The organism is Pedobacter petrophilus (genome assembly GCF_009674725.1).
Classification (GTDB): domain Bacteria; phylum Bacteroidota; class Bacteroidia; order Sphingobacteriales; family Sphingobacteriaceae; genus Pedobacter; species Pedobacter petrophilus.
The window spans coordinates 1-16,732 of the sequence record NZ_WKKH01000019.1 but is presented as its reverse complement, the minus strand read 5'-3'; the positions used below and the strand labels follow the sequence as shown (position 1 = coordinate 16,732).

Annotated in this window: 16 protein-coding genes; 5 read left to right on the top strand and 11 right to left on the bottom strand. The window is 38.5% G+C overall.

The window, feature by feature from the left end; all coding sequences use genetic code 11:
- Positions 1-32: 32 nt before the first annotated feature.
- The gene (locus tag GJU39_RS23590) at positions 33-1,037 is read right to left on the bottom strand and encodes a hypothetical protein (RefSeq protein ID WP_209437645.1); all 1,005 of its coding nucleotides are present in this window, start codon (positions 1,035-1,037) and stop codon (positions 33-35) included.
- A 430-nt stretch (positions 1,038-1,467) separates the two neighbouring features.
- Between GJU39_RS23590 and GJU39_RS13045 the strand changes: the two genes are divergently transcribed.
- The 3 genes from GJU39_RS13045 (at position 1,468) to GJU39_RS13035 (ending at position 7,029) form a co-directional block, all read left to right on the top strand.
- On the top strand, positions 1,468-1,890 hold the full coding sequence (locus GJU39_RS13045) for a hypothetical protein (RefSeq protein ID WP_154281240.1): 423 nt from the start codon (positions 1,468-1,470) through the stop codon (positions 1,888-1,890).
- 627 nt (positions 1,891-2,517) lie between these two features.
- Entirely contained in the window at positions 2,518-5,013 is a 2,496-nt protein-coding gene (locus GJU39_RS13040) for a PAS domain S-box protein (protein WP_154281239.1), read from the top strand.
- 279 nt (positions 5,014-5,292) lie between these two features.
- Positions 5,293-7,029 (top strand): FAD/NAD(P)-binding protein, encoded by a 1,737-nt coding sequence (locus GJU39_RS13035; protein ID WP_154281238.1) that lies wholly within the window; start codon positions 5,293-5,295, stop codon positions 7,027-7,029.
- A gap of 39 nt (positions 7,030-7,068) precedes the next feature.
- On the opposite strand, the gene GJU39_RS13030 is transcribed toward GJU39_RS13035, so the two are convergent.
- The 4 genes from GJU39_RS13030 to GJU39_RS13015 all read right to left on the bottom strand — a co-directional run bounded on the left by GJU39_RS13030 (position 7,069) and on the right by GJU39_RS13015 (position 9,334).
- Positions 7,069-7,656, bottom strand: coding sequence for a DUF4142 domain-containing protein (locus GJU39_RS13030; protein WP_154281237.1), 588 nt, complete (start codon positions 7,654-7,656; stop codon positions 7,069-7,071).
- An 85-nt stretch (positions 7,657-7,741) separates the two neighbouring features.
- A complete protein-coding gene (locus GJU39_RS13025) occupies positions 7,742-8,323 on the bottom strand; it encodes a DUF1543 domain-containing protein (protein WP_154281236.1) in 582 nt (193 codons plus the stop codon).
- Between the two features lie 56 nt (positions 8,324-8,379).
- Complete coding sequence (locus GJU39_RS13020; RefSeq protein ID WP_209437644.1) at positions 8,380-8,856, bottom strand: hypothetical protein; 477 nt, start codon at positions 8,854-8,856, stop codon at positions 8,380-8,382.
- A 7-nt stretch (positions 8,857-8,863) separates the two neighbouring features.
- Positions 8,864-9,334, bottom strand: a complete 471-nt coding sequence (locus GJU39_RS13015) for a sigma-70 RNA polymerase sigma factor region 4 domain-containing protein (RefSeq protein WP_154281234.1) — start codon at positions 9,332-9,334, stop codon at positions 8,864-8,866.
- Positions 9,335-9,444: 110 nt separating this feature from the next.
- Between GJU39_RS13015 and xth the strand changes: the two genes are divergently transcribed.
- Entirely contained in the window at positions 9,445-10,227 is a 783-nt protein-coding gene (xth, locus tag GJU39_RS13010; protein WP_154281233.1) for an exodeoxyribonuclease III, read from the top strand.
- Between the two features lie 44 nt (positions 10,228-10,271).
- Here the strand turns inward: xth and GJU39_RS13005 are convergent, their stop codons facing one another.
- The 3 genes from GJU39_RS13005 to GJU39_RS12995 form a co-directional block, all read right to left on the bottom strand.
- Positions 10,272-10,667 carry a hypothetical protein gene (locus tag GJU39_RS13005; RefSeq protein ID WP_245227871.1) on the bottom strand — a complete coding sequence of 132 codons (396 nt, stop codon included), beginning with the start codon at positions 10,665-10,667 and terminating at the stop codon, positions 10,272-10,274.
- Positions 10,668-10,887: 220 nt separating this feature from the next.
- Entirely contained in the window at positions 10,888-13,392 is a 2,505-nt protein-coding gene (gene nirB, locus GJU39_RS13000; protein WP_154281232.1) for a nitrite reductase large subunit NirB, read from the bottom strand.
- Positions 13,343-13,558 carry a hypothetical protein gene (locus GJU39_RS12995; RefSeq protein WP_154281231.1) on the bottom strand — a complete coding sequence of 72 codons (216 nt, stop codon included), beginning with the start codon at positions 13,556-13,558 and terminating at the stop codon, positions 13,343-13,345. The genes nirB and GJU39_RS12995 overlap by 50 nt, the downstream gene beginning before the upstream one ends.
- Before the next feature lie 96 nt (positions 13,559-13,654).
- Between GJU39_RS12995 and cobA the strand changes: the two genes are divergently transcribed.
- Complete coding sequence (cobA, locus tag GJU39_RS12990; protein WP_154281230.1) at positions 13,655-14,413, top strand: uroporphyrinogen-III C-methyltransferase; 759 nt, start codon at positions 13,655-13,657, stop codon at positions 14,411-14,413.
- Between the two features lie 19 nt (positions 14,414-14,432).
- Here the strand turns inward: cobA and gpmA are convergent, their stop codons facing one another.
- The 3 genes from gpmA to GJU39_RS12975 form a co-directional block, all read right to left on the bottom strand.
- The gene (gene gpmA, locus GJU39_RS12985; protein ID WP_154281229.1) at positions 14,433-15,122 is read right to left on the bottom strand and encodes a 2,3-diphosphoglycerate-dependent phosphoglycerate mutase; all 690 of its coding nucleotides are present in this window, start codon (positions 15,120-15,122) and stop codon (positions 14,433-14,435) included.
- Positions 15,123-15,249: 127 nt separating this feature from the next.
- On the bottom strand, positions 15,250-15,519 hold the full coding sequence (locus GJU39_RS12980; RefSeq protein ID WP_154281228.1) for a hypothetical protein: 270 nt from the start codon (positions 15,517-15,519) through the stop codon (positions 15,250-15,252).
- The gene (locus GJU39_RS12975) at positions 15,519-16,634 is read right to left on the bottom strand and encodes a M42 family metallopeptidase (protein WP_154281227.1); all 1,116 of its coding nucleotides are present in this window, start codon (positions 16,632-16,634) and stop codon (positions 15,519-15,521) included. The genes GJU39_RS12980 and GJU39_RS12975 overlap by 1 nt, the downstream gene beginning before the upstream one ends.
- Positions 16,635-16,732: the final 98 nt, after the last annotated feature.

The following is a 16,732-nucleotide window of genomic DNA, read 5'->3' as shown; positions in this document are numbered from 1 at the left end:
TTTTTAATTAAACCACTATCTAAAGGCTTAGCCTAAACTAAGGTAGCTGGCTCATCATCTCTCCAATCAAAGCTGCGGGCCACGTTTTGTGTGTTATCATAGCCAGATGGTGTACCTTCTGATGATGGTAATTCTGCTACTACTTTTACTGTTTTGCCAGCTAAATCTGTAATGCTAACGGTTGATGGAAAGCCATAGGCAGAAACCAGGTAAGAAAAAGGTTTGCGGATGGTTTCTATCATTAAATAATTTTTATCTGGAGATAAACTCACCGTACCGTAAATTGCCGGCTTGCCAATTGGCGTTTCTACGCCGGCAGTGTTTTTTACCAGTTGGGAGGTAGCAAAAAACTCGAACAATTGTTCATCAAAGGGAGATTTAATTAAATCCTGATAGGTGGCGCTTGGCGCAGCCTTACCTAAGTTTTGCTGAATGGTTGGCCCTTTAGGCATTAAAGGTTTGGTAGGTGCAGCGCTTGCCGGTTTGGTAGCGGTGCGATAAATTATTGTATTATCATTTAACCAGGTTAAGCCACTACCTAAAACAACATTTAAAAATGCTTTATTTGTTTTTACTGCCTTTTTTGTTGCAATATCAATAATATATAAATCAACACCTTTTTGAGTGGTGTTGGTAAATGCAATTTTTGTTTCCGCCGGGTTCCAGCTAAGGTTTCCGGCATATAGCGGGCTAGGCAAGCCTGTAACCTGAGTAGTTTGGTTAGATTTAATATTCTTCAGACTAAAATTATTAATATAATTCTGTCTGCTTGGAGAATAGTTGTTAGGGTTTAATCTCAAGCCTGCAATGCGGTACTCTGGCATGGCCAGTTCTTCTACTGATGGATAAGAATTACGTTCACTAAATAAGATCCATTCTGCTTTTCCATCAATGCTTACTCCGGGCGTAGGCTTGGCCAGCAATAAATCTGCAATTTCTTTGGGAGGCGTTTGATAGCCAATAGCATCCTGAGCAGTTGCATTTAGCGAAACAAAAGAACCCGCAATCAATAAATAAGAGTAGAAATTTTTAATCATTTTTTAAGTGAGTTGGTTGATAAAAAGAATATTCAAAGATTGGAAATTTAAAGATATCGTAGGGTAACTTCTTATTTACAGTACAATACTATAGCCTGGTATTGCCAACATCTTTTTTAGGTAAGTATTCATAAATATCAAAATTTATAATCCCGTTTTATTTTTTGTATAATTTGAAGTATTGGATTGATCGGAGACTTATTAAATCCCGGACAAATAGTGTTATGGATGTAGCTTTTGAATTACAAGCTAAGCAGCTTTAATTACTATTTTGACGGCATTTTCGGTTAAAAAGGTCTCAAAATGTTGATCTATGTCAAAAAATGCACAAGTTTTGTGCAATATATTGCACTTTTTTCTACTTTCGTCCCGTCAATCGTCCCCGATATTGATTTAATTGAATTTTTAAACTTAAAAATTAATTATCTCGATGACAACAAAAGAAAAACATGGTGAGATTTTAGAGCGTGTAGTACGCCGAAATCGAATGGGAATTAGTGAGCTTTCAAGAAAGCTGAATGTAAGCAGGAGAACAATCTACAATTGGTTCGGCCAAGATCGGCTTCACCAGGAAATCATTTGGCAGATTGGGCATTCATTAGGACAGGATCTTTCAGTTTCTTTTCCTGATGTTTTTCCCAAAAGCAATCCCGAGACAGCACGCCCTGTCGAAGCCACTGCAAAACCAGCCGGCGACTCAAATTCAGTATATTTCTGGATGAATAAATACATTCATTTATTAGAAAAGTACAACAGTTTGTTGAGTGTGGAAGAGGAGCAGGCGCATGCTGAAGACCAGCATAAATCTATGCCCCTAAGAAACAGAAGAACGGAAACGTTCGTGTATCAGTAAAAGCTTTAGCTATTACTGCAAAGAATCTAAATCGATGTAAAATACCTTTAGTTAAAAAAGATTAAGGCAAAGGAAAAGTTGATATTTCCGCATAATAAGGAATATATATCTCAAATAACGGTGCAAAAAATCATTTTAAATATTAGGGAAGTCTTACAAAGAATTTGATATAATTCTAACAACCAAACCAGATATAGCCGAGATGGTCACTATCTAAATGAATAAGACCTAATCTGTTACTTATTCAGTTTCTGACAAAACAAATATAGCCACTTATCAAAAATAAGTGGCTATACTTTTCAAGGCGTTAGCCTTTTATGGTGTGCCTGCCCTCCGCGGATCACCCGCTCACAGGACTTTTTTGTCGCTTTGTTTATGAAAAACAATTTAGTGAAATCTTGGTTTCATTCCATGAAAAAATTTTACACATCCTGTGGATAATGTGAATAACTAAAAAATTAGTAACTCAAACATTTACTATAAATGTGGGTTTTGTAAATCGAGATATTAAAATAATTGAGTTTCATCACCATATTTGTAGAGAAAATAGGAGTTGTTTATTTTGAAAATTTTCTTCCACGAAATCTTAAAAAAACATAATTTTCACCTTTCACCGTAAAATGTAGAATGAGCCGTCCATCATATCTTTTAAGTAGCGAGGAATTACTCGGGGTTTTTAACCTCACCCATACTGCCACAGCAATACATGTAACTGAAGATGCCATTATCCAAGAGGCTAATGATGCCATGCTTACCATCTGGGGTAAGGATAGAAGTGTAATTGGAAAATCTTTGGAGGATGCCTTGCCAGAGCTTAAAGGCCAGCCCTTTGTAGATATGTTTAAAAGGGTATGGAACGAAGGACTCATAATTTCCGGGAAAGATACCGCGGCGCAGCTCGAAATTAACGGAGAAATACAAACCTTTTATTTTGATTTTGAATACCGGGCGGTAAAAGATAAATCTGATAAAGTAATCTGTATTTTGCATACAGCGATTGATGTTACGGAAAGGGTTTTAAAAAGAGAGGCAATGGAGCTTGCTGCAGAACGGCAGGCCGCATTAGACAGGGAACAAGCCTTAAATGAAGAACTCGCCACAACCAACGAAGCGCTTTCTGTAACTAATAAAGAATTACAAAAGGCACAACACCGTTTACATATTTTAAATACCGAATTAGAAGACCGCGTGGCTGAGCGTGTAAAAGCGCTTTCAGAAAGCGAGGAGCGTTTTAGAACAATGGCCGAAGGCACTGATATTTATATCGCTGTTGGTGATGAAACTGGAAATGCAATTTATTTCAATAAGCCCTGGATGAATTTAACAGGTAGATCAATGAGTGATCTTCTTGCTTTTGGTTGGGCAGATCTTATTCATCCGGAAGACCGCGATCGTTTTGTAGGGATCTATCTTTCGGCTTTGGAAAGCAAGATTGCTTTTGCAGGCGAATTCAGGATATTAAGTGAAAAGGGAGATTATCGCTGGCTTTTAGCGAGTGGTCCGCCACGTTTAAATACAGATGGTACTTTTGCCGGATATATCAGTTCTTGCGTAGACATTACGGAGCGTAAATTAGCAGAGCTTGAAAGGCAAAACTTAACTGCGCTGGTTGATGCAAGCTCTGAATTTATCTCTCTCGCAAATTTGAATCACGAGATGACGTATGCAAATCCTATCGCTTTAAAAAAGCTCGGATGGGATTCTGTAGCAAACAGAACCATATTAGATTGCGTCTATCCTCAGGACAGGGATTTTGCAAGAAAAGCGTTGAGTAATTTAGTTGAGTACGGAAACTTCCGCCAAGAAATCCGTTATTGGAATGAGAAAACTCAAAAGCCTTTCTGGATAGAGTGGAATGGTATTTCCATAAAAGACCCGATCTCGAATGAGTTTATTGCATTGGCAACCGTAGGGCCAGATGTAACGGAAAGGAAATCGCATCAGGAAGAACTGCAAAATATTAATGAAGAAATGGCTGTGGCAAATGAGGAACTCGCCGCAACAAACGAAGAACTTGCTGCCACAAACGAAGAGTTGGCTCAAGCCCATAATAATCTGGTACAATACATCAGGAAATTATCCGATAGCGAAGAAAAATTGCTTCAGGCCATCGAAACTGGAAAAATGGGTACCTGGAGCGTAGAACCTCAAACATTTAAAGTTACTATATCTGGTTTCGTTCGCGAGTTGTTAGGCCTGGAGGATGAGCATGACATTTCTTTAAAGCAGATTTTTAAAGCAATTCATAAAGATTATCATGAACTAATTGTGAACGCTATGGAAGATGCATTGAACCACCATACCTCGAGCGATACCGAATACCAGATCAATAACTTAAAAACTGGTGAAGAAAAATGGATCAGGGCTACTGGTAAAGTGTTTTTAAATGAAGCGGGGAACGTAACTGAATACTCCGGAATGTTCATGGATATTACGGAGCGTAAACTTGATGAACTTCGGAAAAATGATTTCATTGGGATGGTGAGTCACGAGTTGAAAACGCCTTTAACAGCTATAAATGGTTTTGTACAGGTATTGCAACGGAAATCCAGGTTAGAAGCTGATGAATATTCGAGCAATGCATTAGAAAAAACCCATATCCAGATCAGAAAAATGACGGCCATGATCAACGGATTCTTAAACGTTTCCAGGTTAGAATCTGGCAAGTTAATGATAGATAAAACATCTTTCAGGTTAGATGAACTGCTTCAGGAAACGGTAGATGAGACTTTCATATCTCCTTCCACTCATGAAATTATTCTTGCGCTATCCTGCGAGGTTGTTGTATACGCCGATCGAGATAAAATTGGCAATGTCATTTCCAATCTTTTAAGCAATGCACACAAATATTCATCTAATGGAAGCGATATCCGGATTAATTGTGAGATTAAAGGAAATGAGGTAATTGTGAGTGTTAAAGATCAGGGCATAGGGATTTCCGGTGAAGATGCGAAGAAACTTTTCGATCGTTATTACCGCGTACAAAGTAATCATACCATATCTGGTTTTGGAATTGGATTATATCTCAGTGCCGAGATTATTCAACGCCATAACGGAAAGATTTGGGTAGAAAGTGATGGGGAAATGGGTTCTGCTTTCTATTTTTCCCTGCCAATCAATTAGAAATAAAAAAGGGACAGGCTAAAGCCCATCCCTATATCTAAACCCAAACACGCGCTCAAACATGAATGAATCGAACTAAAAACAACTTTAAGTTGTATTGGTTTTGGATTAGTGCATTTTTTTATTTTCCACGTCAGTTAATTCCCTGTTAGCAGCAGCTATTTTTAACGTTCAGCAAAACAATTTTCTTTTTTTAAGATTGTGTAAACAGTGATTTCTACGTGAACTGCGACCTGTATTCGTTGTTGTAATTCCTATTAAAAGATCATCGATTATTAAATGACTAAAAGCGCTAACCAACAAAAAATAGCCGTACTTGGCGGTGGCCCGAGCGGGCTTTTTATGTACAAAAGACTGGTCGAATCCGGGATTGAAAATCTTGAGATCGATATTTTTGAACGAAAAAATTCGCTTGGATCCGGAATGCCCTATAGCACAGAAGGTGCCAATAAAGAACACATTACAAATGTATCGGATAATGAGATTCCGGTTATTTTTAATTCTATTGAAGATTGGGTTAAAATTGCACCTAAATCGATCTTAACTAAATTCAATATCAACGCAGATAGCTTTAACGAATATAAAGTTTTACCCAGGCTGTTTTTTGGGGAATACTTGTCTGCACAGTTTGATTTACTTAAAAAAGTTGCAGATGATAATGGCATCGTCACCAATATTCACCTTAATACGCAGGTAACAGATATCATTGATGATGCAAAAAACGATGAAGTCAGTGTAGTAGTTGATGGTAAACAGGTTATCGTTTTTAATCATGTAATTGTATGTGTTGGGCACAACTGGCCGAAGAAATATGAAGGCAAAATCAAAAACTATTTTGATTCTCCATATCCTCCGCAAAAACTGGCTAAGAAATTTAATCATCCTATCGCTTTAATGGGCTCTTCGCTTACGGCAATCGATGCGATTAGGACCCTGGCCAGAAACAATGGTGTTTTTCGCGAAGAGAAAGATGGGAAATATAAATTTGTTCTTGATAAAGATAATGATCAGTTTAAGATTGTTATGCATTCCAGAAATGGCTTGCTCCCTGCCATTCGCTTTCACCTGGAAGATTCTCATTTAGGAAAAGACGCAACGTTAAGTAAGGCTCAAATTCAGAAATATATTAAAGATAACGGTGGTTTCATCTCGCTCGATTATGTATTTGAGAAAAACTTTAAAGATCAGTTTAAGAAAAAAGATCCTGCATTTTATAAAAAAATAAAGGACCTGGATTTGGAAGACTTTGTGGATGCCATGATGTCTTACCGGGAAAATGTTCCGGCATTCGATTTATTTAAAAAAGAATATGAAGAAGCCGAGAAGTCGATTAATCGCGAAGAATCTATTTATTGGAAAGAGGCATTAGCCGTTTTGAGTTTCGCAATGAATTACCCCGCTAAATATCTATGTGCAGAAGATATGCAGCGCCTACAAAAAGCGTTGATGCCGCTTATTTCTATTGTGATTGCGTTTGTACCACAAAGTTCTTGTAGGGATTTAATGGCCTTACATGATGCCGGCGTACTCGAAATAGTTTCTGTTGGCGAAAATGGTGTGGTAGATCCTGAAGAGAAAGGCGGTGCAAAATACACCTATACAAATGAGCATGGTGAAGAAATTTCTGTTGTATACAAAACGTTTGTTAACTGCATTGGCCAGCCACATTTATCGTATGAAGATTTTCCTTTTAAAGGTTTAGTGGAAGGCGGAACCATTAGCCCGGCTACGTTAAATTTTAAATCCAAGGCAAAAGGCAAGAAAGAAGTTGAGGATGGAAACAAACTGGTGGAAAAGGATAAGCAAGGAGAGTATTTTTTACGCGTTCCCGGAATTAAAATTAATGATTCCTTTCAGGTTTTAGATGATTCTGAAGAAGCAAATGATCGAATTTCTATGATGGCTGTGCCTTATATTGGTGGTTACAATCCCGATTATTCAGGCATAGATTTTAGTGAAATGGCCTCGATGGAAATACTTAAACAAATTCAAAGCAAAAAAAATCCCGGAACTTAATTCCAGGATTTTTTCTGTTGTTTGAAGCGGTTCGATCAACTATTTCATCGAATCGTTAATTTTATTAATCATAACTAAATGACTTTGAACAATAGGTGCAGTTTTGGTAGCAAAACCCTTTAATTCAACATCTTTAGCGTTTTTCGATTCATCTTCCATTAACTTTAAGGTAGATTTGTGTCCGTCGATCATATCACTCACATATGCTTTGTCGAAATCTGCGCCAGATTTTTTACTTAAATCATCTAATTTTTTCTGGTGATCTGCATCAAGAGTTGTTGGAAGCGTGATGTTTTTGGTTTTTGCAATCGTCATTAACTCCATGTTTGCGTTGCCATGATCTGTAACCATCATTGTTGCAAATTCTTTAACCTGCGCATTACTGCTTTTTTGAAGGGCTAACTTGCCTAACTCCACTTCAGCCATTCCGCCTACAGCTGCGGTTGTTGCAAATTTAGAATCTGCATCATCAACGGCGATTCCGCCCGTTGCGGCTTCGTTTGTAGTCGTGTCTTTCGCCTGGTTTAAACTGTCTGCGCTTTCTTTAGCATCTTTGTTTTCGCCACTGCAGGCTTGAAATGCTAATGCTGAAGCAGAAATTGCCATTACATAAATTAACTTTTTCATACTATTGGTTTTTTGTTGTATCACTAATAACATGTTATTTACAGAATGGTTTGGAGAATGCTGAGGCGTAAACGATTTTAGAATATTATAATTTATCGAGTTTGAAATAACCTAAATGAATTTCATCTTCCGGCAAAGCACTGCCTGGCGAAATCTGGATATGATATTTCTCTTTAAAAACCGGACTTAAGATCTCTTCCACACGATAAATATCGTCGATATCAATGCCGTATTTTTCATCAATATGCGCATTTGCACCTTTTATAGAATTGGTTTTGAAAAAGACTGTTTTTTTAGCTTCCTGAATGGCCGAAGCGCGATCGTCCTTTACGCTTAATACGATATAATGCTGTTCGGCTAATTTGCCCGACTGATAACCGCCTAAATTTGTGAAGAATAATTTATGCAGGGAATCTTCATTTGCGGCTTCCCTTGGGAGGATTTTAATTTCATAACCATCTACCTGGTTTACTTCTCTCCAGCCATCAACATGAATACTTGCTCCGGCTTCCGGCCAGAAAGCTTTAATTTCTGGAACAAGTTCTTTCAATGATGTGGCTATTCCAAAGAAATAGTCGTGCTGTTCTACATTTCTCCTGGGTGCTTTCGAGCCCAGTAAAAGCATGTATAATTTCGGTTGATTAATAGGATTTAAATCTTCGCTCATTTTTAATTTTTTTATAACAACGCCTTAACGAGGCTATAGTTTAAAAAAAATCAGAATTAACGGAACGGTGCATTTTGCCTAATCTCGGTTTTAAGCTCCAGAATTTGCTCTTGCGCCTGTTTGTTTGCCAGATAAAAGTAAATAGCAAAACCTAAAAATATTTTTCCTAAAACAAAAACAGCTGCGAAAACCCAACGCCATGCTTTATGAATCCGCATATGGCTAGATGCTGATTCTACCTCAATATACCGGTCTTTCTTAGCCTGCTCGTGGTTTGTGGTAGGTTCAGGTTCAGCATATTTTTTTACTTTCTGCTCTCTCAGTTGAATTTCATGCACCTCGTGTTCAATTTTCGCTAAAACTCCGGGGGGCGGAGGTATGGCCATGCGATGTGCAAGAACTTCCATATCATACTCCAGGTTTCTAAGTTCCTGCTCAAATTCCGGAAATTGTTTTCGAAGTACTGATACTTGTTCAATTTCTTGTTCGGTGGCGACCCCCATAACATAGGTTTCCATGATGCCACTTTCCATTATTTCCTTAATTTTCACGTAACCTCCTCATTTTATCTATGGATGATTTCAGTTGAATGCGTATGCTATTTTCCTCTTCGGCAAGTGATTCTGCTACGCAGGCAATTGATCTGCCCTGATAATAAACTGCTTTGAAAATCATATTTTCTTGTGCTGTTAAAGCATTTTGGTGATCTTCTGAAGGAATATTGTTTAGATCCGGGTTAACGATTGATGCCGGACGATCGTTAAAATTCTGTTGCGACAGGATTTGTTGTGCATGCCGCCTAAGGTGTATCCACGTGCTAATGTTGCTGTCAGAATTTAATTTCGTTTTCAATACAAAAGATGTTATTATTTTTATCAACAGCTCCTCAGACTTTTTAGCATCCGGAACGGTGCCTTGGATAAAGCCTAAAAGCATACCTGCATATTTATCGTAAAATTGCCGGATATTTTTTGATGCCTCTTTTGGAATATTTAAAATAGCGTTAGACATTAATTAACGGGGCTAGTTAAATAAAATTGCAAGATAAGGCCAAAATTTTGATTTACATTTACAAAAAGAAAAATTTTTATCACTAACTGCTTTAGTCACTTTAATTTATCATGAGAATTGCAACCTATAATGTTAACGGTGTTAATGGTCGTTTACCTGTTCTGTTACAATGGCTTGAAGAAACTAAACCTGATGTGGTTTGCCTTCAGGAGTTAAAAGCCCCCCAGGAAAAATTTCCTGAGCAAGCCATTTCAGATGCTGGTTATCATGCCATTTGGCACGGACAAAAAAGCTGGAACGGCGTAGCTATCCTATCCCGCGGTTACGAAATAAAAGAACTTAAACGGGGTTTGCCGGGCGATCCTGAAGATTTACATAGCCGCTATTTAGAAGCGTTAATCAACGATGTAGTAATCGGCTGCTTGTATCTCCCGAATGGGAACCCAGCGCCCGGACCAAAATTTGATTATAAAATGGCCTGGTTTGAACGATTAACGGATCATGCTGCAAAATTGCTGGAATATAAGGTGCCTGTTGTATTGGCGGGCGATTACAATGTAATGCCAACCGAAAAGGATGTTTACAAACCAGAACGTTGGGTAAATGATGCTTTGTTTAAGCCAGAGGTTAGGGAAGCTTTTAAAAATCTGGTGGATCAAGGCTGGACAGATGCGATCAGAAAACTCTACCCAACAGAGACCGTGTACACTTTCTACGATTACTTTAGAAATGCATATGGTCGTGATGCCGGTTTAAGGATCGATCATTTTTTGTTGAGTCCGCAGCTTGATGGCAGGTTACTAAAAGGAGGTGTAGATAAGCACGTAAGAGGCTGGGAAAAAACAAGTGATCACTGTCCGGTATGGATAGAAATTGCTGATCAGGTAAAATAGAGCGGTGTAAATCAGGACGAGTGGCTTACACACGTCCTAATGTTTTATAGTTTATAGCCTAGGCCTACACCCACATTCCATTCACCATTTTTTGCGCTCGTTTTAGCGTTATAATACAAAGGAAGCTGAAGGGCGATGTGGTTAAAAACAGCTGTTAATCCTAAACCCAGAGATGGGGTGATCAGACTGTTTTTGGTAGCTCCGGCCGCTACTTTATCTTCTTTGATTCTTAACGATGGGAGTAAACCTGCGCTTATTGAAAATGGCTTCTTTAAGTATTTGATCGATGGGCCGATACAGTTGATATATCCTCCATGATCAACATAGCCGCCCACAATTGTTCCATCGAACAATGCAATTTTAGTTTGTGCCTTTGTTTCAAAAGAAAGTAAAGCCAGCGCAAAGCAGGCTAAAAGCGCGAGATTATTTCTTCTTTTCATAATTTAAGTTTGGTTTGAGTGGGGTTTACTTGTTTGTTCGGTTTTTAAATCCGCCCATCCTGGTTAGGGATGGGCGAGCTGCTTATTGCTCATTGTTTGACTTTTGCGAATGCTTCGCTGAATTTAATTCAATCCCGCTGGCTGCATTGCCTTTATTAATCAGTTTTTCTCATCATCAGCTTTAGTTAAAGTTTAAACTTTGTGAATTGGTTATATTTGGTTAGACTGTTTTCCATTCCGGGGTCTTTTTCTGACCTCTCATATCTACAAATTCAATTGTTGGATCTTTCTCTTCTGGTGCATTTACGAAGTGTGAAAATCTTTTTCTGATTGCTGGATTCTCTACCGCTTCTTTCCACTCACATTTATAACTTGCAATTAAGCTTTCTATTTCATTTTCCCATTTCTCTGCCATTCCAAGGCTATCGTTAATGATCACATTGCGAAGATATTCCATGCCGCCATCCATTTTATTTAGCCAGGTTGCTGTTCTGGTTAGTGGGTCTCCGGTACGGATGTAGAACATTAAGAACCGATCGATATATTTAATGCAAGTGTCGCTGTCTACATCTGCTGCCAGCAGCTGTGCGTGCTGTGGTTTGCTTCCGCCGTTACCACATACATAAAGGTTCCAGCCTTTTTCTGTGGCAATAATTCCGAAATCTTTACTTTGAGCCTCTGCACATTCCCTGATACAACCACTTACCGCAGATTTAAACTTATGTGGTGCCCTGATTCCTCTATATCGCTCTTCAATTCTAATGGCGAAACTTACACTGTCATGTAAACCAAAACGGCACCAGGTGCTTCCAACACAACTTTTTACCGTTCTTAATCCCTTACCATAAGCATGACCACTTTCAAAACCTGCTGCAATTAATTCTTCCCAGATAACCGGCAGGTCGTTTAAGTGAGCACCAAACAGGTCAATTCGCTGTCCACCGGTTATTTTAGTGTATAAATTATATTTTTTTGCTACCTCACCAATTACAATTAATTTATCAGGTGTAATTTCTCCGCCTGGAATACGGGGTACCACTGAATAGGAACCGCCTTTTTGAATGTTTGCCAGGAAGCGATCGTTACTGTCTTGTGCGGTGTCATTTCCTTTTTTGAGGATCATTTCATTCCAAAGACTGGCCAGAAGCGAAGAAACCAACGGCTTGCAAACTTCGCAACCGTCAGACTGGCCCAATTTATTCAGCACTTCATCGTAAGATTTTAGCTCATGAATATGAATTAAATCGTAAAGTTCCTGTCTGCTGTAGCTAAAATGTTCGCAGATTACATTTCGAACATACTTTCCCTGCGACTTTAAGGTGTGGAGCATTAAATCTTTCACCATTGGCATACAACCACCACATCCTGTTCCGGCCTTGGTACATTTTTTTACGCTATCAATGGTTTCGCAGCCCTGTTCGGCAACGGCATTGCAAATATCTCCTTTGGTTACCCCTTCGCAGCTACAAATCAAAGCTTCGTTTGGTAGTGAGGTAATTCCGGCTGATGTTTCGCCACCCCGGCTACCTATAATCAGTTCTTCCGGGTTTTCTGGCAGTGCAATTTTATTTACACTGGTTTGCAGCAGCATATTGTACGCTGCTGCATCTCCAATTAAAATACCTCCTAAAAGGTACTGCCCGTCATTACTAATGTTAATTCTTTTATAAATGCCTTTATGTTTATTCTCAAAAACGATGGTACGGCAGTCTGGCTCATTAATAAAAGGATCTCCAAAACTGGCTACATCAATGCCAATGAGTTTTAGTTTGGTGCTCATATCAAAGCCCTTAAATGATTTATCCTCTGCGCAGAGGTTAGTGGCTAAAACTTCTGCCATTTCATAGCCCGGTGCAATCAGACCGTAAATCATTTCTGCGTGCAAAGCACATTCGCCAATGGCGAAAATGCAAGGATCGTTGGTTTGCATTTTATCATCAACTAGAATTCCGCCCCTTGTGCCCACCTCAATTCCACAAAATCTCGCCAGTTCATCTCTTGGCTTTATTCCTGCAGAAATAACGAGCATATCTGCTGCCAGTTCCGAATCATCAGTGAATTTCAAACCTGTTATACTTTTATCGCCTTCAATGCGACTGGTATTTTTATTAAGGTGAATTTGCAAACCTAACTCGGTGAGCATAGATTTGAGCATTTCGCTGCCTGCCAAATCGATTTGTCTCGGCATCAGTCTTGGTGCAAACTCTACAATACTGGTTTCTGCAATTCCTAAATCTATCAAAGCTTTAGCTGCCTCAAGGCCTAATAAACCTCCTCCAATTACAGTGGCTGTCTTAGCCTTTTTTGAATAATCTGAAATCAGATCAAGGTCATCGATGGTGCGGTAAACAAAAACGCCATCCTTTTCTATACCTTCTATATTAGGTACAAATGCAGCAGAGCCTGTTGCGAAAACTAAAAAGTCATAGCCATAAGTTTCACTATTGGATGTTCTAACCGTTTTTAAATTGCGGTCTACACCAATAACCGGGTTATTTAAATAAAGATCAATATCATGTTCCTTATACCAGCTTTCGGTAGACATCGAAAGGTCGTCTGCCGTTTTGCCGTTGAAGTATTCGCTCAGGTGAACGCGGTCATAAGCTCTTCTCGGTTCTTCACCAAAAACAATTAATTTAAAGGCATCAGACCTGGAAGTCAATTTTTCGCAAAATTTATATCCAACCATTCCATTTCCAATTACGATTATCTTCAGTTTGTTCATGACTTTTTGATTTTTGATGATTTTTTGCCCTGTGTTTGTTTGTTTTTATTTCTTTTAAACCTTTTTGCATTGAATAATTGATATTATCAATCAAATTATTCATTCTTTCTAAGATTTTATATGATTTAAGATATTCAAATATAGCTTTATTGATCAATATTTTCATATAAACATGATTTTTATCATATTTTATTTATATTTTTAATATTATTTAATCATATTTACCATTAATTAATTAAATCATTAAAATTAACCTTGAAAAATGGAAGATTTTGGACTATTTATAATGGGTGCCGGACCTGGAGATCCTGAATTAATCACAATGAAAGCTTTTAATGTGCTGAAAAGGGCAGAAGTAATCCTATATGATAATTTAAGTAACGAAAAGTTGTTGGAAATTGCTCCAAAAGATTGTATAATGGTATACGTAGGTAAAAAACCTTATGCCAGATGCACCCCTCAGGATGAAATAAATGATTTGATTGTGAAATACGCATTAGCCTATAATGTTGTGGTGCGCTTAAAGGGCGGTGATCCGTTTATTTTCGGCAGGGGATTTGAAGAATTACTTTTTGCAGAGAAGTACGGCATTAAATCCCACTATATTCCCGGTATCAGCAGCATGCAAGGAGCAGGTTTTGTAGATGTGCCACTTACACATCGTGGCATTAGCGAAAGCGTTTGGGCAATAACGGGTACGAAAAAAGATGGTAGTTTATCAAAAGATTTAAAATGCGCAATGAGTAGTTCTGCTACTGTTGTAATTTATATGGGAATGAAAAAGCTCGCTGAAATATCAACAGTATATAAACAAGCAGGTTTAGGCGCTACGCCTGTGGCAATCATCCAGCATGCAAGCCTGCCAAAGCAAAAACAAGTAACATGCGAGATTAAAGATCTTCAGGAAACAGCCATTAGGGCAGGCCTTGCACACCCGGCGATTATTGTAATCGGCGATGTAGTAAGGGCCAGGGAAATAGTGTCTGCTCAAAACTATTATAAACAGGCTGTAGCTGTTTAGCATTGATCAGTAAAATATATTATTCCAGATAATAGTGCCTGATTTTTTTTAAATCATCATCTAATTCATAAACCAGGGGGATTCCGGTTGGAATTTCCACTGCGGTAACCTCCTCGTTCGATAACTGATCAAGGTATTTAATCAAAGCCCTTAAGCTATTTCCGTGTGCGGCGATGATTACTTTTTCATTTTTACTAATTGCCGGCACAATCGATTCATTCCAATAGGGGAGAACCCTTGCAATGGTATCGGCCAGATTTTCGCTCAATGGTAGTTGTTCCGGTGTTAAATTCTGGTAGCGTAAATCGTTTCCAGGGTAGCGTTCATCCTCTTTTGTTAATTGAGGCGGTTCTTCATCAGGATCACGGCGCCATTTGTGTACTTGCTCGTCCCCATATTTCTTAGCGGTTTCTTCTTTGTTTAATCCTTGTAATGCGCCATAGAAACGCTCGTTCAGGTGCCAGGTTTTATGTTCAGGAATCCAGAGGTGATCTAGATCTTCTAAAATTATGTGAAGGGTTTTAATGGCCCGTTTCAAAACTGAGGTGAAAGCGATATCGAAATTATAATCGTGTTTCTTTAATATAGCTGCGGCTTTTTTAGCCTCTTGATAGCCATTTTCAGAAAGGTCTACATCTGTCCACCCGGTGAAACGGTTCTCCAGGTTATAAATGCTTTGACCATGGCGGATTAATACAATTTTTTTCATTTGCCTTTGATAACAATTAGCATTGATAATTGATTTAGATTGCTGTAGGCTGATTGTAAAGTTTGAGTTCAGCTAAAAAATCTGTTAAAAACAACAGGGCTTAAAGAATTAACTTTAAGCCCTGTAATTATGGTTTTTCGATTTCGCTTTGCTGCGCGATGAGCGCTTTTTGATCCGTTAAATCTTTATAATAGAAATAGGCACCAAAGCCAATAATCAATAGAATATTACTCATTTTAAAACTATGGTCGAGCCAATATTCAAATGGCGGCGTTTTTCCATCCAGGCTTTGCTTTATGCTTGGCCACGAATTAATGATGAAAATAACTGCAATCATTAACAAAACCTTTAAGAAGGTTCTGATGGCTATCTTCTGGTGCGAAATTTTGCTATCCATTATTTAAATTCTCTAAAGTCCTGTCCATCTTCAATGTTTAACAAGCTCTGGTAAATTAAGCTGATTACATTGTCAACATCTTCTTTGTGTACCATTTCTACAGTGGTGTGCATGTAGCGCAACGGCAAAGAAATCAATGCTGATGGAACACCTCCGTTTGAATAAGCAAAGGCATCAGTATCCGTTCCCGTAGAACGAGAGGAAGCCTGACGCTGGAAAGGAATTTCATTTTGCTCAGCAGTTCTGATTAATAATTTATTTAAATTGGTTTGTACCGCCGGAGCATAAGAAACCACCGGACCTTTTCCTGCTGATAAATCACCCTGAATGTTTTTATTAATCATCGGGGTGGTGGTATCGTGTGTAACATCTGTTATGATGGCCACATTTGGTTTAATGCGTTGTGCAATCATTTCCGCCCCGCGCAAACCAATTTCCTCTTGTACCGAGTTAACAATGTATAACCCGAATGGTAATTTTTTCTTGTTTTCTTTTAGTAAACGTGCCACTTCTGCGATCATGAAACCACCTACACGGTTATCCAGTGCACGCCCAACGTAGTAACGATCGTTCAAAATCATAAATTCATCTTCGTAAGTAATTACGCAGCCTACGTGAATGCCCAATTTTTCTACTTCTTCTTTGGTCGTACAGCCGCAGTCTAAAAAGATGTTTTTTAACTCTGGTGCCTGTTCTTTTTCGCCATGACGGGTATGAATCGCCGGCCAGCCGAAAACGGCTTTCACCAAACCTTTTTCCGTATGGATGTTTACTCTTTTTGATGGAGCAATCTGATGATCAGAACCACCATTGCGGATGACATAAATTAATCCATCACTGGTGATGTAATTTACATACCAGGAAATTTCGTCGGCATGGGCTTCAATCACAACCTTGTATGGGGCTTTCGGATTGATTACGCCAACTGCTGTTCCATAATTATCTACAAAATGTTCGTCGATATATGGCTTTAGATAATTTAACCAGAGTTTTTGTCCTTCCCATTCGTAACCGGTAGGAGCGGGGTTATTAATGTATTCTTCTAAAAACTGCAGTGATTTTTCGGTAACTACCTGAACATGATTTTTCTTCTCGTCGTCTTTTTTCTTAGCCATAATGTTATTCTATAATTGTTCGTCATCGTAAGTTTGTATAAATAGGTTTTGAGAATTGCTGACAGGATATAATTTTGTTCAGCATAAAAGATCCAGCA